General features: G+C 60.7%; 20 protein-coding genes, 7 tRNA genes and 1 pseudogene. 8 read left to right on the top strand and 20 right to left on the bottom strand.

Annotation, left to right across the window (positions count from 1 at the left end; genetic code table 11):
• The first annotated feature begins 157 nt into the window (after positions 1-157).
• The 3 genes from cutA (at position 158) to BN1123_RS16250 (ending at position 2,784) form a co-directional block, all read left to right on the top strand.
• Positions 158-475 carry a divalent-cation tolerance protein CutA gene (cutA, locus tag BN1123_RS16260; protein WP_042028294.1) on the top strand — a complete coding sequence of 106 codons (318 nt, stop codon included), beginning with the start codon at positions 158-160 and terminating at the stop codon, positions 473-475.
• Positions 472-2,241: a protein-disulfide reductase DsbD gene (locus BN1123_RS16255; protein ID WP_042028293.1), complete on the top strand. Its 1,770-nt coding sequence runs from the start codon at positions 472-474 to the stop codon at positions 2,239-2,241. The genes cutA and BN1123_RS16255 overlap by 4 nt, the downstream gene beginning before the upstream one ends.
• 129 nt (positions 2,242-2,370) lie before the next feature.
• Entirely contained in the window at positions 2,371-2,784 is a 414-nt protein-coding gene (locus BN1123_RS16250; RefSeq protein WP_042028292.1) for a hypothetical protein, read from the top strand.
• 32 nt (positions 2,785-2,816) lie between these two features.
• Here BN1123_RS16250 and BN1123_RS16245 read toward each other — a convergent pair whose 3' ends face one another.
• The 10 genes from BN1123_RS16245 to BN1123_RS16200 all read right to left on the bottom strand — a co-directional run bounded on the left by BN1123_RS16245 (position 2,817) and on the right by BN1123_RS16200 (position 16,119).
• Positions 2,817-4,121, bottom strand: coding sequence for an NAD(P)/FAD-dependent oxidoreductase (locus BN1123_RS16245; protein ID WP_156130658.1), 1,305 nt, complete (start codon positions 4,119-4,121; stop codon positions 2,817-2,819).
• A gap of 159 nt (positions 4,122-4,280) precedes the next feature.
• A complete protein-coding gene (fbaA, locus tag BN1123_RS16240; protein ID WP_026456218.1) occupies positions 4,281-5,360 on the bottom strand; it encodes a class II fructose-bisphosphate aldolase in 1,080 nt (359 codons plus the stop codon).
• Positions 5,361-5,476: 116 nt separating this feature from the next.
• On the bottom strand, positions 5,477-6,640 hold the full coding sequence (locus BN1123_RS16235) for a phosphoglycerate kinase (RefSeq protein ID WP_042028290.1): 1,164 nt from the start codon (positions 6,638-6,640) through the stop codon (positions 5,477-5,479).
• Between the two features lie 61 nt (positions 6,641-6,701).
• Complete coding sequence (gene epd, locus BN1123_RS16230) at positions 6,702-7,712, bottom strand: erythrose-4-phosphate dehydrogenase (RefSeq protein ID WP_026456220.1); 1,011 nt, start codon at positions 7,710-7,712, stop codon at positions 6,702-6,704.
• Between the two features lie 58 nt (positions 7,713-7,770).
• Positions 7,771-8,700, bottom strand: coding sequence for an ROK family protein (locus BN1123_RS16225; protein WP_042028288.1), 930 nt, complete (start codon positions 8,698-8,700; stop codon positions 7,771-7,773).
• A gap of 171 nt (positions 8,701-8,871) precedes the next feature.
• On the bottom strand, positions 8,872-9,939 hold the full coding sequence (gene hemE, locus BN1123_RS16220; RefSeq protein WP_042028286.1) for a uroporphyrinogen decarboxylase: 1,068 nt from the start codon (positions 9,937-9,939) through the stop codon (positions 8,872-8,874).
• A 161-nt stretch (positions 9,940-10,100) separates the two neighbouring features.
• Positions 10,101-10,880, bottom strand: a complete 780-nt coding sequence (gene nudC, locus BN1123_RS16215) for an NAD(+) diphosphatase (RefSeq protein ID WP_042028285.1) — start codon at positions 10,878-10,880, stop codon at positions 10,101-10,103.
• Positions 10,881-11,080: 200 nt separating this feature from the next.
• Positions 11,081-14,245, bottom strand: a complete 3,165-nt coding sequence (gene putA / locus BN1123_RS16210; protein WP_042028284.1) for a bifunctional proline dehydrogenase/L-glutamate gamma-semialdehyde dehydrogenase PutA — start codon at positions 14,243-14,245, stop codon at positions 11,081-11,083.
• Between the two features lie 303 nt (positions 14,246-14,548).
• On the bottom strand, positions 14,549-15,154 hold the full coding sequence (locus BN1123_RS16205) for a TIGR04211 family SH3 domain-containing protein (RefSeq protein ID WP_042028283.1): 606 nt from the start codon (positions 15,152-15,154) through the stop codon (positions 14,549-14,551).
• A 143-nt stretch (positions 15,155-15,297) separates the two neighbouring features.
• Positions 15,298-16,119, bottom strand: coding sequence for a potassium channel family protein (locus tag BN1123_RS16200; protein WP_042028282.1), 822 nt, complete (start codon positions 16,117-16,119; stop codon positions 15,298-15,300).
• A gap of 32 nt (positions 16,120-16,151) precedes the next feature.
• On the opposite strand from BN1123_RS16200, the gene BN1123_RS16195 reads away from it, so the two are divergent.
• Positions 16,152-17,402 carry a methyl-accepting chemotaxis protein gene (locus BN1123_RS16195; protein WP_026455921.1) on the top strand — a complete coding sequence of 417 codons (1,251 nt, stop codon included), beginning with the start codon at positions 16,152-16,154 and terminating at the stop codon, positions 17,400-17,402.
• Between the two features lie 138 nt (positions 17,403-17,540).
• On the opposite strand, the pseudogene BN1123_RS22025 reads toward BN1123_RS16195, so the two are convergent.
• Together BN1123_RS22025 and gltX are read right to left on the bottom strand one after the other, a co-directional pair.
• Positions 17,541-17,674 (bottom strand): annotated as a pseudogene (locus BN1123_RS22025) (glutamyl-tRNA synthetase); the annotation flags it as partial.
• 11 nt (positions 17,675-17,685) lie between these two features.
• Complete coding sequence (gltX, locus tag BN1123_RS16185; protein WP_042028281.1) at positions 17,686-19,101, bottom strand: glutamate--tRNA ligase; 1,416 nt, start codon at positions 19,099-19,101, stop codon at positions 17,686-17,688.
• 253 nt (positions 19,102-19,354) lie between these two features.
• Here gltX and BN1123_RS16180 point away from each other — a divergent pair, with 253 nt between their 5' ends.
• The 3 genes from BN1123_RS16180 to BN1123_RS16170 all read left to right on the top strand — a co-directional run bounded on the left by BN1123_RS16180 (position 19,355) and on the right by BN1123_RS16170 (position 22,700).
• Positions 19,355-21,457 (top strand): methyl-accepting chemotaxis protein, encoded by a 2,103-nt coding sequence (locus BN1123_RS16180; protein WP_042028279.1) that lies wholly within the window; start codon positions 19,355-19,357, stop codon positions 21,455-21,457.
• Positions 21,458-21,556: 99 nt separating this feature from the next.
• A complete protein-coding gene (locus BN1123_RS16175; RefSeq protein WP_042028278.1) occupies positions 21,557-22,219 on the top strand; it encodes a LysM-like peptidoglycan-binding domain-containing protein in 663 nt (220 codons plus the stop codon).
• A gap of 271 nt (positions 22,220-22,490) precedes the next feature.
• Positions 22,491-22,700: a cold-shock protein gene (locus tag BN1123_RS16170; RefSeq protein ID WP_005297820.1), complete on the top strand. Its 210-nt coding sequence runs from the start codon at positions 22,491-22,493 to the stop codon at positions 22,698-22,700.
• 229 nt (positions 22,701-22,929) lie between these two features.
• Here the strand turns inward: BN1123_RS16170 and BN1123_RS16165 are convergent.
• The 8 genes from BN1123_RS16165 to orn all read right to left on the bottom strand — a co-directional run bounded on the left by BN1123_RS16165 (position 22,930) and on the right by orn (position 24,350).
• Positions 22,930-23,005, bottom strand: a tRNA-Gly gene (locus BN1123_RS16165).
• 24 nt (positions 23,006-23,029) lie between these two features.
• Positions 23,030-23,105: transfer RNA gene (locus tag BN1123_RS16160), tRNA-Gly, on the bottom strand.
• Positions 23,106-23,130: 25 nt separating this feature from the next.
• Positions 23,131-23,206: transfer RNA gene (locus tag BN1123_RS16155), tRNA-Gly, on the bottom strand.
• A gap of 24 nt (positions 23,207-23,230) precedes the next feature.
• Positions 23,231-23,306 (bottom strand) — tRNA-Gly (locus BN1123_RS16150).
• A gap of 24 nt (positions 23,307-23,330) precedes the next feature.
• A tRNA-Gly gene (locus BN1123_RS16145) sits at positions 23,331-23,406 on the bottom strand.
• A 32-nt stretch (positions 23,407-23,438) separates the two neighbouring features.
• Positions 23,439-23,514: transfer RNA gene (locus tag BN1123_RS16140), tRNA-Gly, on the bottom strand.
• Positions 23,515-23,550: 36 nt separating this feature from the next.
• Positions 23,551-23,626, bottom strand: a tRNA-Gly gene (locus BN1123_RS16135).
• A 178-nt stretch (positions 23,627-23,804) separates the two neighbouring features.
• Positions 23,805-24,350 (bottom strand): oligoribonuclease, encoded by a 546-nt coding sequence (orn, locus tag BN1123_RS16130; protein ID WP_042028277.1) that lies wholly within the window; start codon positions 24,348-24,350, stop codon positions 23,805-23,807.
• 91 nt (positions 24,351-24,441) lie between these two features.
• Between orn and rsgA the strand changes: the two genes are divergently transcribed.
• The gene (gene rsgA / locus BN1123_RS16125) at positions 24,442-25,476 is read left to right on the top strand and encodes a small ribosomal subunit biogenesis GTPase RsgA (protein ID WP_041202860.1); all 1,035 of its coding nucleotides are present in this window, start codon (positions 24,442-24,444) and stop codon (positions 25,474-25,476) included.
• Positions 25,477-25,485 lie beyond the last annotated feature (9 nt).

Here is a 25,485-nt window from a genome sequence, read left to right as displayed (position 1 = left end):
CATCTCATGACCCCCACAAATTTTCGGCGCAGGTTCACAAATGGCGACAGATGATATTCAGGGCGGCTCTGGGGTATAGTAGCCGCTGATTTTCGGGGCATTTCATTAACAAAAATGACCCCGCCGGTTTACCCCACCGAGGTGAAGATCCCCCTTTATGACTGACGCCATTGTGGTGCTCTGCACCTGCCCAGACCAACCCAGTGCCGACCTTGTCTGCGAACAGCTGCTGACCCGGCGACTGGCCGCCTGCATCAACCAGCTGCCGGGCGTGACCTCTGTCTATCGCTGGCAAGGCAAGGTGGAACGGACCACCGAGATCCAGCTCATCATCAAATCCCGGATACCGCTCTTTGCCGAGCTGCAGCAGTGCATCCTCACCCACCACCCCTACGAGGTGCCCGAGTTGCTGGCGCTGCCGGTCAGTGCGGGTCTACCCGCCTATCTCGACTGGCTGAAGGAGGAGACCCCATGAGTTGCACTCGCCTGCGCTATCTGCTGCCCGCCCTGTTTACCCTGCTGCTGAGCCTGTTGTTCACCCCCGTCCAGGCAAGCAGTGATCTGCTGGGGAGCCTGGGCATTCAGGCCAGTGCCAAGCCCGCCTTCCTGAAAGTCGACGAGGCATTCACCCTGGAGAGCGAGCAGCGGGGCAACCGGCTGCTGCTGCGACTTCGCATCGCCGATGATTACTATATTTATCGCCACAGCCTGCGCTTTCAGGGTAACGACCTCACCTTCAGCGAGCCCGTCCTGCCCGAGGGAACCGAACACGAGGACGATTTCTTCGGCAAGACCCGGGTCTATTACCAGGAGGTGGAGATCCCCGTCACCCTGACCGAGGTAGGGCCGCAAGCGAGCCTCAAAATCAGCTACCAGGGCTGCACCGTGGGGCTCTGCTACCCGCCGACTACCAAGGTGATCGAGGTGCAGTCGCTGATGGCCACGTCGGGTGATGACGAGGCGACGCCGACTGCACCGTCCAGCCAACAGGATAAACTGGCCGCCGCCCTCGGCAGCCAGGGCTTCTGGCTCAGCATCGCCGCCTTCTTTGCACTGGGGCTGGGGCTCGCCTTTACCCCCTGCGTCTTTCCCATGTACCCCATTCTGACCGGCATCATCGCCGGTGCCGGCCATCGTCTCTCCACCCGCCGCGCCTTCCTGCTCTCCTTCGTCTATGTGCAGGGGATGGCGCTCACCTACACCCTGCTCGGGCTGGTGGTGGCCTCGGCGGGGCTGCAATTCCAGGCGGCGCTGCAGCACCCCTATGTGCTGATCGGCCTCTCGGTGATGTTCGTACTGCTGGCACTCTCCATGTTCGGGCTCTACACCCTGCAGCTGCCGAGCAGTTTGCAGACGCGCCTCTCCGGCTTCTCCAACCGCCAGCAGGGCGGTTCGGTGGCCGGGGTCGCCATCATGGGGATGATCTCGGGACTGGTCTGCTCCCCCTGTACCACGGCACCGCTCTCCGGTGCCCTGATTTACGTGGCCCAGAGCGGCGATCTCTGGCTCGGCGGCGCGGCGCTTTACGCCCTGTCGCTGGGGATGGGGCTGCCCCTGCTGCTGCTCGGCACCTCGGGCGGCAAGCTGCTGCCCAAGGCCGGCGCCTGGATGGATGTGATCAAGCAACTCTTTGGTTTTGCTCTGCTGGCGGTGCCCATCCTGCTGCTGTCACGGCTCTGGAGCGATCAGGCTACCACCCTGGCCTGGCTCGGCTGGGGGTTGGCGCTGTGCGCCTACCTCTATCACCACAACCAGCATCAGCCCCACTCCATCGGCAAGAGCCTGCGCGGTTTTGTGCTGCTGTTGGCGATGATCAGTGCCGTAGTGGTGGGCAAGGATCTGCTACTGCCCGCCCCCGGTGTCCAGACCGGTGCCGAGGCTCAAGCGCCGCAGTTTATTCGCATCAAGACCCAGGATGATCTCAAGACCCAACTCACCGCCGCCCGCGGCAAACCGGTGCTGCTCGACCTTTATGCCGACTGGTGCGTCGCCTGCAAGGAGTTCGAGCACAAGACCTTCAGCGATCCTGCGGTGCGCGAGCGCTTTGCCGACATGGTGCTGTTGCAGGCGGACGTCACTGCCAATGACGACACCGATGTCGAGCTGCTCAACGGCCTCAATGTGCTGGGCTTGCCCACCCTGATATTCTTCGATCGCGCCGGCAACGAACTCACGGGGCAAAGAGTCACCGGCTTTATGGGCCCGGCCGAGTTTCTGGCTCAGCTCGACAAGCTGCCATAGATGGGAATTGGCCTGGCGCACCGCTGGGCCATCCCCACTGTTACTCGCTGATTTTTCTGGCAATCCCTTGTATATGAGCGACAGCGTGGCAAAATTTGCCCTCCATTGTTTCGCCCGTCCGGAGTTTTGATGAAAAAGTGGTTCATCCCCCTGCTGGCCCTCTGGCTCTATGGCTGCAGCGCAGGCCCCGGTGAAGAGGTGATCCGCCAGCAGGTCAGTGACAAGCTGATGGCGGAGACGGACGCCAGCCTGTTCGAGATCAGCAACTTCGCCGTCCTGGACAAGGAGGAACGCATGGAAGGCGTCTATCTGGTCAAGGTCAGCTACCAGCTCCACTTCAAGCAGGGGCTGGCTCAACTGCAGGTGCTGCACGACGAGGATCTGGTCTACGACAAGGTCGGTCCCTTCCAGCAGGAGATGGGACTGATGGAGCTCGAACGCAAATATGGCGACTTCGAGGCTGGCCAGGTGCTGCCCCAGCAAGCCGAGGTGTGGATGATGAAGACGGAGCAGGGCTGGCGGCTGGCCGAGCCCGTCCACTAATCCCGCTCAGGATCATGCCCGCCCCGCCTGCGCTATAGCAAATCCTTCATCCGGTGCCACAGCATGCCGAGCGCCAGCAGCGGGGAGCGCAGTGCAGGGCCACCGGGGAAGGTGATATGGGGCACGCTGGCAAACAGATCGAAGCCCCGGCTCTCGCCGCGGATCGCCTCCGCCAGCAGCTTGCCCGCCATGTGGGTGGCATTGACCCCATGCCCCGAATAAGCCTGGGCGTAGAAGACATTGGGATGCTGCTTGAGGCGGCCGATTTGCGGCAAGCGGTTGGCGCCTATGCCTATCATCCCCCCCCACTGGAATTCAATGGCGGTGCCGGCCAGTTCGGGGAATACCCGCAGCAGCTTGGGCAGCATAAAGGCTTTTATATCGCGAGGATCACGGCCGGAATAGTTGCAGGCACCGCCAAACAGCAGGCGGCCGTCGGCGGAGAGGCGGTAGTAGTCGAGTGCCACATTCTGATCACACACCGCCATGTTCTGCGGTAGCAAGCGCTGACGCAGCCGCTTCTCCAGCACCTCGGTGGCGAGGATGTAGGAACCTGCCGGCAGCACCTTGCCCCCGAGTTCAGGATTGAGTTCGTTGAGATAGGCGTTGCACCCTATCACCAGATAGTCGCTGCTCACCCGGCCGTGAGCGGTGGTGATCTCCACCCGCTTGCCGTAGTCGATATGGGTCACCCGAGAGTGTTCAAACAGGGAGACCCCGAGGCTGGCAGCCGCACGTGCCTCGCCGAGGGCCAGGTTGAGGGGGTGAAGGTGGCCGGAGCCCATGTCGATGAGGCCGCCGATGTAGCGATCCGAGCCCACGACCGTGTGGATCTCCTCGCGTGGCACCAGCCTCACCTCATGCTCGTAGCCCAGGCTCGCCAGATGTTCGAGCTCTTCCTCGAAACCGGCCAGATGGCGCTGACGGGTAGCAAGATCGCAATAGCCCCAGGTGAGATCGCAGTCGATGGCAAAACGCGCAACTCGCTCGCGCACCAGTTGCACAGCCTCCAATCCCATCAGATCCAGCTCACGCACGCCTTCTTCGCCAATCCAGCGGGCAAACTGGCTGGTGTCGTGGCCGATGCCGCGAATGAGTTGGCCGCCGTTGCGCCCGGACGCGCCCCAGCCGATGCGGTTGGCCTCCAGCAGTATCACCTTGTAGCCGGCATCGGCCAGGTTGATGGCGGTGTTGAGGCCGGTAAAGCCACCGCCAATGACACAGACATCCGCCTGATGTTCACCGGCCAGCTCGGGCCACTCCTGCGAATCGTTGCGAGTCGCGGCGTAATAGGAGGCCGCGTGTTCCTGATGTGCGTTGTGCTTTCCTGCCTGCATGCTCAGCATCCTGCCTTGGTTGCAAATTGTTTAATAAAATAAGCAGATTTGTTTCGATAATACCCAGCTCACTCACTGCAAACCAGTCGCACCGGATCACAGAAATGCAAAAGGCGCCCCGAAGGGCGCCTTTTCATGCAATCAAGGTACGGTAACGAATTACAGTACGTCGATGGCGTTCAGGTCGGAGAAAGCCTGTTCCAGACGCTTGATCATGGAAGTCTGACCGGCACGCAGCCATACGCGCGGATCGTAGAACTTCTTGTTCGGCTTGTCGGCACCTTCCGGGTTACCCAGCTGACCTTGCAGGTAGGCTTCGTTGGTCTTGTAGAAGTCCAGAATGCCTTCCCAGGTCGCCCACTGGGTGTCGGTGTCGATGTTCATCTTCACGACGCCGTAGGAGATGGATTCGCGGATCTCTTCCAGAGTGGAACCTGAGCCACCGTGGAATACGAAGTCCAGGGACTTGGCCGGAATACCGAACTTCTCGGAAACGTACTTCTGGGACGCATCCAGGATGGACGGGGTCAGCTTGACGTTACCCGGCTTGTAGACACCGTGTACGTTGCCGAAGGAGGCAGCGATGGTGAAACGCGGGCTGATCTTGGACAGACGCTCGTAGGCGTAAGCCACGTCTTCCGGCTGGGTGTACAGAGCGGACTGATCCATGTGGCTGTTGTCGACGCCGTCTTCTTCGCCACCGGTGCAACCCAGTTCCAGCTCCAGAGTCATGTTCATCTTGGCCATGCGGGTCAGGTACTCGCAGCAGATGTCGATGTTCTCTTCCAGAGACTCTTCGGACAGATCCAGCATGTGGGAGGAGAACAGCGGCTTGCCGGTTTCAGCGAAGTGCTTCTCGCCCGCTTCCAACAGACCGTCGATCCACGGCAGCAGCTTCTTGGCAGCGTGGTCGGTGTGCAGGATCACAGGTACACCGTAAGCTTCGGCAACGGCGTGCACGTGCTTGGCACCGGAGATGGCACCGATGATGGCAGCCTGCTGACCTTCCAGCTTCAGACCCTTACCAGCGGTGAATGCTGCACCACCGTTGGAGAACTGAACGATAACCGGCGCTTTCACCTTGGCGGCAGCTTCCAGCACGGCGTTCACGGAGTCGGTACCGACGCAGTTGACGGCCGGCAGAGCGAAGCCGTTCTCTTTGGCGATGGCGAACACTTTCTGAACGTCATCACCAGTGATCACGCCGGGTTTTACGAAGTCGAAAATTTTCTTAGACATGTTTAATCGTCCTGTCTCGTATGCCGTTAATAAAAAATGGGGGGGTTCATCATGAACCGGCACAGCGGGCACATGATAAACGAAACGGGAGGCTTTTGCCCCCCGTCTCGGGTCAATTAGGCTTTGGCGCGCTCTTCCAGAATCGCGACAGCCGGCAGTACCTTGCCTTCTACGAACTCCAAGAAGGCGCCGCCGCCAGTGGAGATGTAGGAGACCTTGTCGGCGATGCCAAACTTGTCGATGGCAGCCAGGGTGTCACCACCGCCAGCGATGGAGAAGGCCGGGGATTCGGCGATGGCCTTGGCGATCACTTCGGTACCCTTGGCGAACTGGTCGAACTCGAACACGCCGACCGGGCCGTTCCACAGGATGGTCTTGGCGTTCATGATGATGTCGGCCAGGGCCTTGGCGGAATCCGGACCGATGTCGAAGATCATGTCGTCGTCGGCAACGTCAGCCACGGACTTGGTGGTGGCCGGAGTAGACTCGGAGAACTCTTTACCCACAACCACGTCGGTGGTGGCCGGGATGGAGGTTTCGGCAGCCAGCTTCTTGGCGGTATCGATCAGGTCGTGCTCGCACAGGGACTTGCCGACGTTGTGACCGGCAGCGGCGATGAAGGTGTTGGCGATGCCACCACCAACCACCAGCTGGTCAGCGATTTTGGAGAGGGATTCCAGTACGGTCAGCTTGGTAGAGACCTTGGAGCCGCCAACGATGGCAACCATGGGGCGCTCGGGCTTCAGCATGGCTTTGCCCAGGGCTTCCAGTTCACCGGCCAGCAGGGGGCCTGCACAGGCAATCGGGGCAAACTGGGCCACACCGTAGGTGGAACCTTCGGCGCGGTGAGCAGTACCGAATGCATCCATTACGAAGACGTCACACAGCGCGGCATACTTCTTGGCCAGCTCTTCGGCGTTCTTCTTCTCGCCCTTGTTGAAGCGGCAGTTTTCCAGCACAACCAGCTCACCGGCAGCGACTTCCACGCCATCCAGGTAATCCTTGGCCAGGCGAACCGGGCAGGACAGAGCGTCTTTCAGATAGTTGACAACCGGCAGCAGGGAGAACTCTTCGTTGTACTCGCCTTCGGTCGGACGACCCAGGTGGGAGGTGATCATCAGCTTAGCGCCCTTTTCCAGAGCCAGCTTGATGGTCGGCAGGGTAGCGACGATACGTGCATCGGAGGTGACCTTGCCGTCTTTTACCGGCACGTTCAGGTCAGCACGGATCAGAACGCGTTTGCCCGCCAGATCCAGGTCAGTCATCTTGATAACAGACATATTCAGTCCTCTATATTTTCCAGGTAATGTTAAAAACAGTAACCTTTCGTCCGGGGCAGGCTCAGCCTGCAACCATCATGGCCCGGGTAGTATCCAGCATCCGATTCGCGAAGCCCCATTCGTTATCGCACCACATCAACATCTTGACGAGGTTGGCATCGCTCACCCGGGTCTGGGTACCATCAATGATGCAGGAGTGTGCATCATGATTAAAGTCTACGGAGACCAGCGGTTCTTCCGTGTAATCCAGAATACCTTGTAATGTACCTCTGGATGCCCGTTGCAGGGCTTGATTTACGTCACTAACTGTCACTTTTTTACGAACAGTAATACTCAGATCCATCGCTGTTACATTGATGGTCGGCACCCGTACCGCGATCGCCTCGAACTTGCCGGCGAAGTGGGGCAGGATACGCTCCAACCCCTTGGCCAGCTTGGTATCCACCGGGATGATGGACTGGCTGGCGGCGCGAGTTCGGCGCAAGTCGCCATGGTAGGCATCAATGACTTGCTGGTCATGCATGGCCGAATGAATTGTCGTAATAGTACCACAATTTATTTCGAATTCTCGATGCAATGTTTCTATGACGGGGACCACGCAGTTGGTGGTGCAGGAGGCGTTCGAGACGATCCGTTCACGCCCGGTCAGCACCTGGTGATTGACCCCGTAGACGATAGTGGCATCCACATCCGCATCGGCCGGATGGGAGAAGAGTACCTTGCTCGCCCCCGCCGCCAGATGCAGCTCGGCATCGGCGCGCGAGCCGAACACCCCGGTGCAATCCAACACCACGTCCACCCCCAGCGCCCGCCACGGCAATCTGGACGGGTCTTTCTCGGCAAACAGGGAGATGAGGTCTTCGCCTACCTGCATGCTGTTGCCCGCCAGCTGCACCGGATAACGGAAGCGACCGTGGCTGGTGTCAAAGCGGGTCAGGTGCACCATGGCCTCCGGCGCCGCCAGTTCGTTGATGGCGACGATCTTGATGGTCTTGTCGCGCCCGCTTTCATAGAGGGCCCGCAACACGTTGCGACCGATCCGTCCGTAACCATTGATGGCAATCTTGATCATCTGGGATGCATTCCTTACCAGCAAAAAGGGGTGACCCTTGGGCCACCCGACACCCGGCTCATGACAGCAGGGCATCCTTGAATTCACCGCGCGCCAGCAAGGCCGCGCCAAATACCCCGGCGCTGTCGCCAAGGGCTGGTGCAATAATGGGGGCCCGGAAGCGGGGATTAAAGAGGAAGGGCAAAATTGTCTCCCGCCCGGCGCGATAAAGGCTCTGCACGTTGCCCACCCCGCCACCGATGACGATGACGTCCGGATCCAGGATGTTGACCACGTTGGCCAGCGCCTGGCCAAACAGCAGGTGCAGCCGGTCGATGGTGAGCTTGGCCACATAATCGTGGGTGGTAGCTGCCGCAATCTGGGCCAGCGAGAGGCGGCGCTTGGCCTTGGCTTCGTACCAGGCCTCCAGCGCCGGGCCGCTGATCAGGGTCTCGACGCAGCCGCGCTTGCCGCAGTAGCACTCGGGGCCATCGGGTGAGAGCACGTTGTGGCCCCACTCGCCGGCGATGCCGTGGTGACCGTTGAGGATACGGCCGTTGATGACGATGCCGGAGCCGACCCCGGTGCCCATGATGATGCCGAACACCACTTTCGCATCCGGATGATGCTGGCGCACCGCCCCGAGATGGGTTTCCGCCAGGGCGAAGCAGTTGGCGTCGTTGGCGATGAGCACGGGCACACCGAGCCTTCGCTCCAGATCTTCCTTGAACGGCTTGTCGTTGAGCTCGGTCGTATTGCAGTTCTTCATCAGGCCGGTTTGCGGATCCCGCGCCCCCGGGGTGCCCATGCCGATGATGGCGGGGCGCTGGCCGAGTTTGGCGGCGCACTCCTCTACCAGTTTGGCGATCTGGCCGATCATATGCTCATAACCGCCCTGGCGCTCGGTGGGGATGCGATGACGCAGCAGCACTTCGTCTCCCTCCAGCACCACGCACTCGCACTTGGTACCACCCAGATCGATACCCCAATCCAATACTCGTTTGCTCATCCAGCCTCCAGCCATGACCAGGGAAACCTGTCCGGAAAACGAGACTCATGCCCGCTCCCATCGTTGTTCCCACAAGGGATGCAGTGTAACCCGAGCGACAACCGGGATGCAGCCCCGCCACCAACGAAACGGGGCCCCAAGGCCCCGTCGTCACGATAAAACGCGCCGCTATCAGCGCTTGTGGTATTGAGCCGAGAGCTCGTGTACCGCGTTGACGAACACGCCGGCATGCTCCGGGTTCACATCCTGATGGATGCCGTGACCCAGGTTGAAGACGTGGCCATTGCCATGACCGAACCCGGCCAGGATGGAGGCAACTTCCTCGCGGATGCGCTCGGGAGAAGCGTAGAGCATGGAAGGGTCCATGTTGCCCTGCAGCGCCACCTTGTCGCCGACCCGGCGCTTGGCGTCCGCGATGTCGGTGGTCCAGTCCAGCCCCAGCGCATCACAACCGGTGGCGGCGATCTGCTCCAGCCACTGGCCGCCGTTCTTGGTGAACAGGGTGACCGGCACGCGGCGACCGTCGTGTTCACGGATCAGGCCATCGACGATCTTGTGCATGTATTGCAGGGAGAAGTCGCGGTAATCGCGCGGGGTGAGCACGCCGCCCCAGGTGTCGAACACCATGACCGCCTGGGCACCCGCCTTGATCTGGGCGTTCAGATAGGCGATTACACTGTCGGCCAGCTTGTCGAGCAGCAGATGCAGGGTCTGCGGCTCTGCGTACATCATCTGCTTGATCTTGGTGAATGCCTTGGAGCTGCCCCCCTCCACCATGTAGGTAGCCAGGGTCCAGGGGCTGCCGGAGAAGCCGATCAGCGGCACTTCGCCCTTGAGCTCGCGGCGGATGGTGCGCACCGCGTTCATCACGTAGCCAAGCTCGTCTTCCGGATCCGGCACCGGCAGTGCCTGCACGTCGGCCATGGAGGTGATGGGACGCTCGAAGCGCGGGCCTTCCCCCTGCTCGAAGTAGAGACCCAGCCCCATGGCGTCGGGCACTGTGAGGATGTCGGAGAAGAGGATGGCGGCATCGAGCGAGTAGCGGCGCAGCGGCTGCAAGGTGACTTCACAGGCCAGCTCGGCATTGCGGCACAGGGACATGAAGTCCCCCGCGATGGCGCGGATCGCCTTGTATTCCGGCAGATAACGGCCAGCCTGGCGCATCATCCATACCGGGGTCATGTCCACTTCCTGGCGCAGCAGGGCACGCAGGTAACGATCGTTCTTCAGCTCTTTCATCCCAGTTCCTGAATTCATATCACGCATAAAATGGCGGCCATGATACCACTTTGCCCACCGGAACGGACTGCCCAATGGGTGGCAAATCCAGGGCCGGTTGCAAAGATGTGAAGGGACGCAAACAAGCGTCCCTTTTTACAACGAGGAAATAACGACTCGCCTCAGGCCTCGCCCGCCAGGCAAAGCTCGATAAGTCGCCGCGCTATGGTGCCGTGGGGAGGCAGCCTTGGCAGACGGTCAGCTTCGAAGAAGTCGGCGGCCACCAGCTCCTCGTCCTGTATCCGGATCTCGCCGCTCTCGTAGTCGGCGGTGAAGCCCATCATCAGGCTGTGGGGGAAGGGCCAGGGCTGGCTGGCCACATAGCGCACGTTACGTACCCGGATGCCGCTCTCCTCGAACACCTCCCGCGCCACGCACTGCTCGAGATTCTCCCCCGCCTCTACGAAACCCGCCAGCACCGTATACATGGGATCCTCGACCTGATGGTGACGGCGATGGGCGGCCAGCAAAATGGCCGGCCCCTTGCGCACCGCCACTATGATGCAGGGGGAGATGCGCGGATAGACGATGTGGCCATGGTGACACACCTGGGCCCACTCCCCCGCCTTGGGTACCATGGGGGCACCGCATTCACCGCAGAAGCGGTGGGTTCGGCGAAAAGTCGCCAGCTGCCAGGCGCGGCCGGCCAGCTGAAAGCCCTCTTCATCCCCGGCCACCATCAGCTGGCGCAGGGGGGTCATAAGAGACGTCTCGGCCTCCTCCCCCAGATCCAGCAGATAGCAGGGCAGGCCCTCCCACTCGTCGAAACGCTCAAATGACTTGGCGTGCAAAAACGCGGGCAACTGGCTCAACGCCCCCTGCGGAATATGGCCCTGCTCGTCGAGCAGCACCAGGTGATCGCCCCCCAGTACGAACCAGCGGGCCTGTTCGGTTAATGGCATAGATGCAGCACTCTTTGTTGTGACGTCGGTCGAGATGCTCGCCCAGACAGGGCGGCGGTGACGGATGAAAGCGACAACCGGCCACCATATTAAGGCGCGGCAAGCCGGGTGGCGACCCCAAGATGGCGGCTTTTCAACACCCATGAAAAACGCCCATGAAAAAGGCCGCCCGCAGGCGGCCTGATGTCGGTAACTGTCGATCAGACATCCCCCATTGCCAGCAGGGAGGCGTTGCCCCCCACCGCCGTGGTGTTGATGGTACGGGTCTTCTCGGTGACGAAGCGGCTCAGATAGTGGGGGCCGCCCGCCTTCGGACCGGTGCCGGAGAGGCCCTGGCCACCGAACGGCTGTACCCCGACCATGGCGCCGATCTGGTTGCGGTTGATGTAGACGTTGCCCACGTTGATGCGGCTCGCCAGCTCTTCTGCGTGGGATTCGTTGCGGCTGTGAATGCCCAGCGTCAGGCCGTAGCCGGTGCCGTTGATGTCATTGATCACCTGCTCCAGATCCCGGGCGGCATAGCGCACCACGTGCAGGATGGGGCCGAACTGCTCGCGCTCCAGCTCCTTGATGGAGCGGATCTCGAGTGCGGTCGGCTGGACGAAGTGCCCCTCCTGGGTCGCCTTCGGCATGGGGGCCTGGGCGATCAGGCGGCTTTTCGGGATCATCCTGGCCAGGTGCAGATCCAACCCCGCCTTGGCCTCGGCGTCAATGACCGGGCCCACGTCGGTGTTGTGCTCGGCCGGGTTGCCGACCTTGAGCTCCTGCATGGCACCGGTGAGGATCTCCAACACCCGATCGGCGATCTCCTCTTGCAGGAACAGCACCCGCAGGGCGGAGCAGCGCTGGCCGGCGCTCTGGAAGGCGGCGCTCACCACGTCGCGCACCACCTGCTCCGGCAGGGCGGTGGAGTCGACGATCATGGCGTTCTGGCCGCCGGTCTCGGCGATGAGCGGCAGGATGGCGCCGTCACGATTGGCCAGAGTCTGGTTGATGAGCTTGGCGGTCTCAGTGGAGCCAGTGAAGCAGACGCCGCCGATACGGGGATCCGCTGTCAGCTTGGCGCCCACTGTGGCACCGTCGCCCGGCAGCAGTTGCAGCACATCGCCCGGGATGCCGGCCTGGTGCGCCAGGGTCACCGCCAGATGGGCGATGAGACCGGTCTGCTCCGCCGGTTTGGCGATGACGGTGTTGCCGGTGGCCAGCGCCGCCGCGACTTGCCCCAGGAAGATGGCCAGCGGGAAGTTCCACGGGCTGATGCAGACAAACACGCCGCGCCCTTGCAGGAACAGCTCGTTTTGCTCGCCGGTGTAGCCGGGCAGCAGAGTCGCCTGACCCATCATGCTGCGAGCCTGCACCGCGTAGTAGCGACAGAAATCCACCGCCTCGCGCACCTCGTCGATGCCGTCCTGCAGCAGCTTGCCCGCCTCACGGGTACAGAGCGAAATAAACTGGTTGCGGTTCGCTTCCAAAAGATCAGCCAGCTTTTCCAGCGCGGCGGCACGCTCGGAGACCGGCGTCTCGCGCCAGCGCGGGAAGGCGGCATGGGCAGAGGCCAACGCCTGCTCCACCGCCTGCTCGTCGGCCCAGTGGATCTTGCCGACGGTCAGGCTCACGTCCTGCGGGCTCAGCACCACGCGGGCTTCATTACGCTTGAGGGTCTCGCCATCGACGATGGGGCCCGCCAGCCACTGCTTGCTCTCCAACTCCTTGAGCCCGGCGAAGAAGGGGCGCTGGATGGAGACGATGTTCATGTTCACGCCACTGGAGTTCTTGCGATCGCTAAACAGGTTCACCGGCTGCGGGATGCGGTCGTTGGCAAAGCTCGAGTAGCGCTTGAGGGTACGCAGCGGGTGCTCGGCCAGACTGTCCACCGGGGTGTTGGGATCCACCAGCTTGTGCACAAACGAAGTGTTGGCGCCGTTTTCCAGCAGGCGGCGCACCAGGTAGGGCAGCAGATCCTTGTGGGCGCCGACCGGTGCATAAATGCGGCAGTGCAAGCCCGGGTTGTCATTGAGCACGGCGTTGTGCAGCTCCTCCCCCATGCCGTGCAGGCGCTGGAATTCGAACTGGCGATCGCCGGCCATCTCCAGAATGCTGACCACGGTATTGGCGTTGTGGGTGGCAAACTGGGGCGCGATGAAGCCGCGGGTCGGCTCGCTCAGCAGGTAGCGGGCACAGGCGAGGTAGGAGATGTCGGTACCGGCCTTGCGGGTAAACAGCGGATAACCGGGCAAGCCCGCCTGCTGGGCATATTTCAGCTCGCTGTCCCAATAGGCCCCCTTCACCAGACGTACCGGAATGATATCCCCCTGCTCGCGGGCCAGGGCGGTGAGCCAGCACAAGACCGGCAGGGCACGCTTGGAGTAGGCCTGCACCACCATGCCGAGCTTGCCCCAGCCACGGTTCGCCTCGGAGCGGTAGAGCTGCTCGAACAGATCCAGCGACAACTCGAGGCGGTCCATCTCCTCGGCGTCGATGCTGATGGCCACGTCCTTGTCGCGGGCCAGACGCACCAGCCCCACCAGCCGCTCGCACATCTCGCCGAGCACCCGCTCGCGGTTGGCCACGTCATAGCGCGGATGCAGCGCCGAGAGCTTGATGGAGATGGAGGGAGCCGGGCCGCCGTCGCTGATCCGCTCGCCGCCCACCGCCTCGATGGCGTTGTGGTAGTCGGCCAGATACTTGTCGGCGTCCTGCATGGTCAGCGCCGATTCACCCAGCATGTCGTAGGTGTGGGTGTAACCCAGCTCGCGGGACTTGCGGCTCGCCTTGAGGGCCTCCTTCATATCGCGGCCCAGCACGAACTGCTTGCCCATGATCTTCATGGCGGCGTACATGGCAGAGCGCACCACGGGTTCGCCCAGCTTGTTGACCATGCGCCCCAGCAGGTTGGCCGGATTGCCGTCGAGCTTCTTGTCGAGCTTGATGATCTTGCCGGTCAGCATCAGGCCCCAGGTCGAGGCGTTGACCAGGGTGGAGTCGCTCTTGCGAAAATGAGAGGACCAGTTGGCGCCGGAGAGCTTGTCCTTGATCAGGGCGTCGGCGGTCTGGGCATCGGGGATGCGCAGCAGCGCCTCTGCCAGACACATCAGGATGATCCCCTCCTGAGTATCCAGGCTGTACTCCTGCAGGAAGGCGTCGATACCGTCGCCGGAACCGCTCTCCTTGCGCACCTTGGTCACCAGGGTGCGGGCCCGCTGGGTCACCTGTTCCAGCGAGGCGCCATCTCCCGGCAGCATGGCGGCAAGCTCTGCCAGATAGGCATTTTCATCCACCACATAGTTCTGGGTGATGGCTTCGCGCAGGGCGGCCAGATCGGAGGGAATATAGTCAGCTGCAAGCACTTGAGTCGCTTTGAACATATGGGGTCTTCCTGTACGCCCTAGGGCTGATATCGACGAAGGCGGCCGTGCCGCCGAAACGCCGATAATGTATACAATATTGCACCCTATATGAAATAAATTTGTTGCCTTGTTTTAACAAAAATCGCTGACATGGGAGTTTTATGGCTATCTCAGGGTGAAAATGCCCTTTTCAGGCCAGCTTCACATCTTGTTTTGTATACAATTTCGCTCTCCCTTTATGCCCCCTCCGGCCCTGCGTCAAACGACAAAAACAGAGAAGGGCCGCCATGGCGACCCTTCTGCTCAGTCAGACAATTTTTGTCAATTCATCCAGCGATCGCTGCGGCTGCGGCGACGAGGCAGCATGGGCAACAGGATGCCGAGCAGGATGCCGGCCCCCACCATGGCACCGCCACGGATGAACCAGTCCATCTGCATGTCGTGTTCCCGGTTGTCATAACTCTGGGTCAGGGCATCGTTCTGCTCCTTGAGATTGCTCATCTCCTCGCCCTGGCTGGCGAGCTGGGCCTTGAGCGACGCTATCTCATTGCTCTGCAGTTCAATCTGGCCATCCTTCTCGGCAAAGCGTTTCTCGTTGTCGCCGTTGAGGTTCTGCAGGCGGCTCTTGAGCTCATCCCGCTCCTTCTCGACCTGGGGCAGGCGCTCGCGCAGGCTGGGCTGGCTCTGCAGCTCGCTGCTCTTGATCCACCCTTCACGGCCACGGCCGTCCACCACCTGAGTGAAACCGGCTTCGCCGTTCACCGACTTTATCTCCAGCGGCTCACCCGCCTTGACGCTGCCCAGGATCCGGTACTGGGTCCCCGGGCCATTGTGGATATAGGTAAAGATGTTGTCTGAAACATAACGGGTCTCGGCCAGTGCCTGGCCGGCACACAAGCAGATCAAAATCCCGAGAAGGGCGCGCATGGTCGATCGGTTCTCTTTTCAGTTTTGGGTAAGAGGCTGAATGTTAAGCCGCCGGCAGGTTAAAGGACAAGCAAAGAAAACGCTTCCCCTGGGGGCACTCCCTGCCCTGCCATACATGACTTGGCCACTTTTTGACCTCATCATCACTTGTTTCTCAGCTCCCGTACCTCGGCCCGCAGCGCTCGCAACTCCTGCAACAACTGCTCCTGCTGGGCATTGTAGTGATGACGCCACTTCTCGGTGTCGTTATCACCGCGATTGGGCTGCAGAAACAGGCTGGCCATGAAACCGCTGAGCGCGCCAAACAGGCCGACCCCGAACAGGATCAGCAGGCTGGCCACAAAGCGCCCCTCCTCCGTCTTGGGCACCAGATCCCCGTAACCCACGGTGGAGAGGGTCACCAGGGTCCACCAGAACGCATCATAGGGTGTCTCGATTTCACTGCCCGGCTGACCGGATTCAATCCAGTACATGATCCCGGAGCCGAGCCCCAGCAAGAGGACGAACAGGAACAGGATGCCGGAGATGGTGGTTTCGTTTCGCTCGCGACGAAACATGGCCAGCAGGTCAGGCTGGCTGCGCAGCAACTGATAGACCCGCCACAACTGGATCAACCGGGCCCAGCGCAGGGACTCCACCATGGGCAGACTGCCCGGCAGATAAAACCAGTTGGCCTTGAAGTAGGTCTTCCTGTCCGGGGCGCGGGCCAGGCCATAGGCGAAGTGGGCGAGAAAGAAGTAACAGATCAGGCTGTCGAGGTCATAGAAGAGTTGCAGTGTCTGGGAAGTCAGGGTCTCGTGCCCCCACCAACGGGCCGTAACCAGCAATACCGAGATAACAGAGAGGAAGGCCATCAGCAGATCGGTGGCCCGCAGATGAGTTAAGTGATGTCGCATACATTTTCCAACTTTAAACACAGTGCAAATTAATAAAAGGGAAGATAATGCCGATAGCCCTGAGGACAAAGGAAAAAGCAGTTTTTTAAAGGAGAAAAAATATGCAGCTAAACCTGCTAGAGAAGCGGATGAGTGATATACGGCTGGTACCCAAGGTGGTGCTGCTGATGGTATTCAGTACCTTGTTGTTGCTCACCAAGCTCTGGTTCGATGCCAACAATCTGGAAGCCACCCTGCTCAGCGAAGGGCTGGATCCGGACAAGGCAAACGCCATTGCCGACCGCCTGCTCTGGACCGGTCTGATGGAGACGGCCATCATGGGGCTGCTGTTCGTGATCCTGTTGCTGACCGGCTCCCGCCTGATGGTGAAGCAGGTACATTATCTGGTCGGCCTGCTGGAGCGCTTCGCCAAGCGGGATCTCAGCCACAAGGTGCTGCTCCACTCCCGCGATGAGTTCGGTGACATTGCCAAGGCGGTCTCCCACTCCCAGGAAAACCTCAAGGCGGTGTTTGGCAACCAGCGTGCCGCCTGCAAGGAGCTCAACGAGATCGCCTCCCAGGTCACCCTTTGCATGGAAGAGGCCAACGAGGCGATCAACGAAGAGTTCGGCCAGATAGAGCAACTGGCCAGCGCCATGAGCCAGATGGTCGGCGCCATTCGTGAAGTGGCAGCCCATGCCGAACAGGCCTCCCATGCCACCACAGAAACCAGCCAGCTGGCCGAAGAGGGCAGCCGCTGCGTGGCGGAAACCGTCAACACCATCGACACCCTCTCCGGCAACATCCAGCGCTCTGCCACCGTGGTCAATCAGGTGGAACAGGGAGTGGATCGCATCGGCTCTGTGGTCGACACCATTCGCGGCATCTCGGAGCAGACCAACCTGCTGGCGTTGAACGCCGCTATCGAGGCAGCCCGTGCCGGTGAGGCCGGTCGTGGCTTTGCGGTAGTCGCCTCGGAAGTACGCGAGCTGGCCAACCGGGCCCAGGCGGCCACCGTCGAGATCCAGAAGATGATCGAACAGCTGCAGGGCAATGCCGCCCAGGCGGCCGAGCTGATGTCCCAGAGCGTGCAACAGGCGGACAAGGGAGTAGAGCAGGTCACTCGCGCGGGGGATCAACTCGCCACCATAGTGCAACGGGTGCAGGGGGTGGCCGACATGAACCGCCACATCGCCGCCGCCTCCGAGCAACAGAGCTCGGTGGCCGAAGAGATGCGCGGCAACCTGGAGCAGGTCAAGCAGATCGCCGAAGGCTCCGTGGTGGTACTGCGGGAGCTGCAGGAGGCCTCCGAGCTGGTGGAGCAACACAGCAAGGATCTGGACAGCCAGATCAACTCCTTCAAGCTGACCTGATCCCGATCTGGAGCCTGCTCAGCCAGGCTCCGCCACACAAAACTGCAACCATAAAAAAATCCGAAACATGGCGTTTCGGATTTTTTGTATCTGGTGTTCAGCCGGGCAGGTATCCCGCCCAGCCTGACGATGGTCTGCTTACTCGGCGGCCATGCGCGCTTCAATATAGGCCAGGGCGCGATCGATGCGAGCGAGCACGCGCTCCTTACCCACCAGCGCCATCACGGCATCAATAGCCGGGGCAATTTACCCAGACCGATGACGGCAATGTGCGACGGCAAGCTTACTCAGCGGCCATACGCGCTTCGATATACGCCAAAGCGCGATCGATGCGGGCGAGCACGCGCTCCTTGCCCACCAGCGCCATCACGGCGTCGATGGCCGGGGACTGACCCAGACCGGTCACCGCCACGCGCAGCGGCATGCCGACCTTGCCCATACCCTGACCCAGCTCGGCGGCAGTGGCTTCAATCAGCTCGTGCAGCGCTTCGGTAGTCCAGGTCTCCAGGGCAGCCAGCTTGGCCTTGGCCAGGGCCAAGGGCTCGGCGGCGACGCCGCGCAGATGCTTCTTGGCAGCCGCTTCGTCGATAGCTTCATACTCTTCGAACAGATAGCGGCTCTGGGCGGCCATCTCCACCAGGGTATTGCAGCGCTCGGCCAGCAGGGTCACCACGTCGGCCAGGGCCGGGCCATTGCTGGTGTCGATCTTCTGGTCGGCCATGTGCCAGGCCAGGTGCTTGGCCACATAGGCCGGATCCAGGCTGCGCATGTAGTGGTTGTTCAGCCACAGCAGCTTGTCGGTGTTGAAGGCCGAGGCGGACTTGGAGATGGCATCCAGACTGAACAGCTTGATCATCTCTTCCAGACTGAAGATCTCCTGATCGCCGTGGGACCAGCCCAGACGCACCAGATAGTTCAACAGGGCTTCCGGCAGGTAGCCGTCGTCACGGTACTGCATCACGGAGACGGCGCCGTGGCGCTTGGAGAGCTTGGCACCGTCGTCACCCAGGATCATGGAAACGTGGGCAAACTCCGGCACCGGCGCGTTCAGCGCCTTGTAGATGTTGATCTGGCGCGGGGTGTTGTTGATGTGGTCTTCACCACGCACCACATGGGTGATCTCCATATCCCAATCGTCCACCACCACGCAGAAGTTGTAAGTGGGGGCACCATCGGTGCGGCGGATGATGAGATCGTCGAGCTCGGTGTTGGCGAACTCGATGCGGCCACGTACGTGGTCATCGAACACCACTGAGCCTTCAGTCGGGTTGCGGAAACGGATGACGTGAGGCGCATCGGCCGGGTGATCGTGATCACCATGGCGGCACTTGCCGTCGTAACGGGGCTTCTCGCCGTTGGCCATCTGGCCTTCACGCAGCGCTTCCAGACGCTCCTTGGAGCAGTAGCACTTGTAGGCGCGACCGTCGGCCAGCATCTCGTCGATCAAGGCATTGTAGCGATCGAAACGCTTGGTCTGGTAGTAGGGGCCCTCATCCCAGTTCAGCTCCAGCCATTCCATGCCCTCAATGATGGCGTCGATAGCCTCCTGAGTGGAACGTTCCAGGTCGGTATCCTCGATACGCAGCACGAACTCACCGCCCTGATTCTTTGCAAACAACCAGGAATAGAGTGCGGTACGGGCACCGCCGACATGCAAAAAGCCGGTCGGGCTGGGAGCAAAACGGGTTTTGACTTTCATCTTTAAGCCTTGTGTAGAGGGCCTTGGGCCAATGCGTTAAAAAAAACCGTCGCATTTTAGCACCGACAGTGACGGATGGGAAAACCATGAGGGTGCCGGACAAGAAATAAGCGGTCGATAGGGCATGCCCATCAATTTTTGAAGAGGATCGCAAAACCGTTCAGTTTTTTCCGCTTTGCTAGGCAGCATTGCTGGAGAAGCCTCCCGCCCTGCCGATAATTCAAACAACTTTCCACGTCACAAGGAACGCACGATGCAGTTTCGTTCTATCCAGAATCGTATTCTGGTAATGGCCGGGATCGCCATGACCACCGCCCTGGTGATCCTGATCCTGCTCAACCACTACTCGGGTCAGCAGACCCAACAGCTGACCATCAGCTCCAGCCGCGCCGCCCTGCAACAGGAGGCCTGGCAGAAAGTCAGCGCCAACGCCCGTGCCGAAGCAGCCGCCATCACCCAGTTGCTGCAAAAGGGGCTCTCCTATACCCAGCAGATGGCCAGCGCCCTCGCCCTGCAGCAGGAAGGCAAGCTGCCTCTGACTCGCCAGCAGGCCACCGATCTGCTCAAGGCCCAGCTCGCACTCGAGCCGCAACTCTATGGCGCCTTTGCCGGCTTCGAACCGAACGGCTTCGATGGCCAGGACGCCAGCTTCGCCGGCCAGAGCGCGCTCGGCAGTGACGACAAGGGTCGCTTCGTTCCCTACTTCTATCGTGACAAGGATCAGATCGGCACGGATCTGCTGCTCTCCATCGAGAAAACCGACCCCGACGAGTTCGGCAATCCGGCCAACGACTACTACTCCTGTCCGAAACGGGAGGGACGCTCCTGTCTCATCGATCCCTTCAAGGTGGACATCAACGGCCAGCAGGTGCTGGTCAGTACCATCACCACCCCCATCATGGTGGGTGGCCAGTTCAAGGGGATCGCCGCACTGGATCTGGCGGTAGACTCCATCAGCCGCCAGGCCAAGACCCTTAACAGCAACATCTATGAGGGCAAGGGCGAGACCCTGATCGTCAGCGCCGCCGGCGTCATCACCGGCACCAGCGGGGATGCCAGCTTGCTGGGTGGGCGGGCCGACAAAGTGCTCGGTCAGCAGTGGCAACAATATCTGAAGCCGGAGGTTCAGCGTCAGGAGCTGAACGATTCATTCCGGATCTCGGTGCCCATCATGGTGCCGGGCATGGCCCGCAACTGGGCCATCATCGTCACCCTGCCCTACAAGGTGGTGCTGGCGGGCGCCGATCAGCTGGAAGCCCAACTCAACGATATGAACCGGGCCGCCATGACCCAACAGCTGGTGGGTGCGCTCATCGTGCTGGTGCTGGCGCTGGCCACCATGCTGGTGATCGCTCGCAGCATCACGGGCCCCATCCGTCAGATGGTCAGCCTGGTGGATGACATCGCCGACGGCGAAGGGGATCTCACCAAGCGCCTCACCACCCGCTCGGTGGACGAGCTGGGGGATCTGGCCAAGGGCATCAACCGTTTCATCGACAAGCTGCAGGTGCTGCTGGGAGACGTGCTGAAAACCGCCAGCGAGGTGAACCGTCACGCCGGTGATACCGACCGCATCGCCGGCCAGACCGACAACAACCTGCAGCATCATCAGGCAGAGATGGAACAGATGCTGACCGCAGTGCAGGAGATGTCCTACGTCAGCCAGGAGGTGGCCACCCACGCTAACAACACCGCAGACTCGGCCAAGCAGGCCCAGAGTGCGGCAGATCAGGGCAAGGTACGCTTCCAGCAGGTGATCCAGTCGATGCACAAGGTTGCAGCAGAGGCCGGGAAAGGGGCCGAGGTAGTGGAAGGGCTGGCCCACGACAGCGAGCAGATCACCAGCATCCTCACCGTCATTCAGGGCATTGCCGACCAGACCAACCTGCTGGCGCTCAACGCCGCCATCGAGGCGGCGCGCGCCGGCGAGCAGGGCCGCGGCTTTGCAGTGGTGGCCGACGAGGTACGCAAGCTGGCAGGCAACACCCAGCAGGCGGTGCAGAACACCCAGGAGCTGATCGAGAAGATCCGCCACAGCTCGGCCAACGCGGTCAACGCCATCAACCAGAGCCAGCAGCTGACCCACCAGGCGGTAGGCGAGGCGGATCTGGCGGAAGAGGCACTTGGCAGCATCTATCAGGCCATCTCCACCATCAACGACATGACCTACCAGATCGCCTCTGCCGCCGAGGAGCAGAGCTCGGTTTCCGAGACCGTCTCCGGCAATCTGTCAAAAACCAACGCACTGGCCAACGACATCGCCCTGGATGCGACCGAAACGGCCAAAGCCAGTCAGGCTCTGCGTCAGGCCGCAGAGCGATTGCAGCAATTGTTGGGACAATTTCGTCTCAGCTGATAATTTTCCTCTCACGGACTCTCCCCCTCGGGGGCGAGTCCGTTTACCATAGGCATCGTATTTGCCTGATGGCAGGCAATGTAGTGAGAGGTAAATGCCGTGCCCACCCCGGACCGTCGCCCACGTGGCCATAACAGACGAGCCCAGCAGCGTCGCCAAGACGAATCACAAGGATCCCTGCTCCATCGTATCAATGCCGCAACCCTGCCCCTGCGCCAGCGCATCGGTCAGGGTATGAGCCGCTTCGGCCAACGTAGCCAGGAGCCCAAGGCCACCAGGTTCAAACTGAGCAGCCCGCTGCCCCGCAAAAACACCATAGGGCTGCTGATCCTGACCCCGCTCTGGTTGCTGGTGCTGGCCTGGGAGCCGGCCCCCAGTGCACCAACGGTGGCCCCATCAGGTTCACTCGATATTCCCCTTGCCGTACCCAGCCAGGCACTGACTGTCGGCAGCACCTCTGCGGCAGTTGCCGCCAAACCGGCGGTGGAAGAAAAGGTCAACGGTACCTGGTTGCAGCACGAAGTGCAGGCTGGCGAGACCCTCTACTCCATCTTCCGTAAATTCGAGCTGCCGGGGGTGGAACTGAGTCGCCTCATCGCCATCGAAGGGCCGGATCGTCCGCTGACCCGGCTGCAATCCGGCAAATCGGTCTTCATCCTGGTGGACGAAAATCGTCGCATCCAGCGGGTGGAAATTCGCTCCTACGGCCAGGCCATCTATCGCTACGATCGGCAGGGCGAGGGGTTCGCCCTCAAGGAGTAAGAGAAGCGGGAGGCCAGGCCTCCCGTTTTTTTATGCCGTTTTCCCTCAAATAAGCTGCTGACTTCACAATATTTTTAGCTTGTTCAAAAAACGAAAGGGGCAAAATTGACAAGGGTAGGTGCTAACGTACAATCGTTTTTGCTTTAGACAGGGATTGTTCTGCGTGCTACTGGGACAATGAGACGTGGTCAGTCATGAGCCAACCCCTGCAACAAGGCAAATGCAGCCCCACCGGGCTTAGTTTCATATTGTTATAGATAGGATTTAGCACATGTCTGACATTCGCACCGGCCAGGTCAAATGGTTCAACGAAACCAAGGGTTTTGGCTTTATCGAGCAATCCCAGGGTCCGGACGTATTCGTTCACTTCTCCTCCATCCAGAGCGCGGGTTTCAAGACCCTGGCTGAAGGTCAAAAAGTCCAGTTCACTGTGACCCAGGGCAAGAAAGGCCCGCAGGCCGAGAACGTCACCGTTATCTAAGCCCGTGCCAGCGAACCCGTAGGAGGAGCCGCCGCCCCTCCTATTTTTTTGCCCGTCGTTTTCCGCTCCCCCGCCACGGGTCATGATCCCGTACCCTACGACCAGCCACGTACAAACCCGGTTTGCAAAAAACGGGAAAGCCGATCTGGGCAAATGCCAGATACGAAAAATCATCGCAGCGCGATGTCATTGATAAATCAGAAGGAGTGACAAGACTTCGAGGAGAGATTGGAGCGGGAAACGAGACTCGAACTCGCGACCCCGACCTTGGCAAGGTCGTGCTCTACCAACTGAGCTATTCCCGCAACAGGATGTCATTTGCAAGTGATTGGAGCGGGAAACGAGACTCGAACTCGCGACCCCGACCTTGGCAAGGTCGTGCTCTACCAACTGAGCTATTCCCGCAACGGAATGTCACTTACAAATTTTTTGGAGCGGGAAACGAGACTCGAACTCGCGACCCCGACCTTGGCAAGGTCGTGCTCTACCAACTGAGCTATTCCCGCAACAGAATGTCATCTGCAAGTGATTGGAGCGGGAAACGAGACTCGAACTCGCGACCCCGACCTTGGCAAGGTCGTGCTCTACCAACTGAGCTATTCCCGCATCGGAATATCACTTACAAATTTTTGGAGCGGGAAACGAGACTCGAACTCGCGACCCCGACCTTGGCAAGGTCGTGCTCTACCAACTGAGCTATTCCCGCAACATTAGATTGTCTTGAGGCTGGCTGATGATTGGAGCGGGAAACGAGACTCGAACTCGCGACCCCGACCTTGGCAAGGTCGTGCTCTACCAACTGAGCTATTCCCGCATCGGGCTGGTTTACACCAGTGTCATCATCAGATTTTGGAGCGGGAAACGAGACTCGAACTCGCGACCCCGACCTTGGCAAGGTCGTGCTCTACCAACTGAGCTATTCCCGCAACTGCCTTAAAACAGGCCGTACAGCATTTGGTTGCTTGCGCTACTGTACGGGAGCCGAATTATAAGAGCAGTCATTCCAATTGCAAGGGCTTTTTTGTCTGGTTGCGCACGTTCGCTCAAAAGCTGGCCGAACTGTCGATTTTAGCAGCCAGACCATGACAAACCCTTGCCGGGGAATCAGATCTTGAAGACGTGACTGCGGTAAAACTGCAGCTCGGCAATGGATTCGCGGATGTCGTCCAGCGCCTGGTGGGAGCCGCTCTTCGTGAACTGCTCCAGCAGCTCGGGCTGCCAGCGGCGCACCAGCTCCTTGATGGTGCTGACATCCACGTTGCGATAGTGGAAGAAGGCTTCCAGCTCGCCCATGTGCTTGACCATGAAGCGGCGATCCTGGCCTATGCTGTTGCCGCACAGCGGACTGGTGCGCTCCGGCACCCACTGGCGAATGAAGTCGAGGGTCTCGGCGACGGCTGCCGCCTCGTCGTGCTGGCTCGCCTTCACCCGGGCCACCAGACCGCTCTTGGTGTGGGTATTGACGTTCCAGTCGTCCATCTTGGCCAGCTCTTCGTCGCTCTGGTGGATGGCGATGACCGGCCCTTCGGCCAGCACGTTCAGGTCCTTGTCGGTGACGATGGTGGCGATCTCCAGTACCACGTTTTCTTCAGGGTCGAGGCCCGTCATCTCCATGTCGATCCATACCAGGTTCTGCGCGCTGACTGTCATGATTGCTCTCTCTATTGGGAGGAATGGCGGAATTTTGCCAATTTGCATGTATCATACTGGCTTTGGATCTGTTCATAAACTGGCGAATCGAGTGGCAAAGAAAGCAAAACTCAATCTGGGTCAACAAAGGCGCGTCCAGGCCAACCGCGAGCGGCGGCTGCAAAAAGAGCACACCACAGAGGTGGATGACACCCTGTTCGGGCCGGCCATCGAAGGGGTGGTGATCAGCCGTTTTGGTCAGCACGCAGACGTCGAAGCGAGCGATGGCACCATCCACCGCAGCAACCTGCGGCGCAGCAGCATCAGCAGCCTGGTGTGCGGCGACAAGGTGGTGTGGCGTCCCGGCCTAAATGCCGCGACCGCCGGCGTCATCGAAGCGGTGCACCCGCGTCACTCGGTGCTGACCCGCCCGGACTTCTACGACGGGGTCAAACCCATCGCCGCCAACATCGACCAGATCATCATCGTCTCGGCGGTGATGCCCGAGTTCTCCACCAACATCGTCGACCGCTATCTGGTGGCCGCCGAGGATGTGGAGATCCGCCCCCTCATCGTGCTGAACAAAGTCGACATGCTCGATGATGCCGCCCGCGCCCGCATCGAGCGCCAGCTCGAAACCTACCGCAAGCTCAATTACGAGGTGCTGCTGGTGAGCTGCGAGAGCGGCGAAGGGCTCGATGAGCTGAAAGCCGCCCTGACCGACAAGATCAGTATCTTCGTCGGCCAGTCCGGGGTCGGCAAGTCGTCGCTCACCAACGCCCTGATGCCGGGGCTGGATGTGCTCACCGGCGAGATCTCCGAAAACTCGGGGCTCGGCCAGCACACCACCACCACGGCGCGGCTCTACCACTTCCCGAGCGGTGGCGATCTCATCGACTCCCCCGGGATCCGCGAGTTCGCCCTCTGGCATCTGGAAGCCGACCGCATCACCTGGTGCTTCGTCGAGTTCCGCGACTATCTGGGCGGTTGCAAGTTCCGCGACTGTACCCACAAGGACGATCCCGGCTGCGCCCTGCGCGCCGCGGTCGAAGCGGGCGCCATCAGCGCCGATCGCTTCCACAACTATCACCGCATCCTGGAAACCATGCAGGAAGCCCGTCACGGTCGCCAACAGGCACGCCTGTGACCCTGTTTA

It is taken from the genome of Aeromonas enteropelogenes (assembly GCF_000819845.1).
GTDB classification, from domain to species: domain Bacteria; phylum Pseudomonadota; class Gammaproteobacteria; order Enterobacterales; family Aeromonadaceae; genus Aeromonas; species Aeromonas enteropelogenes.
The sequence above is the reverse complement of the archived record's forward strand: the minus strand, read 5'-3'. Positions and strand labels throughout refer to the sequence as shown.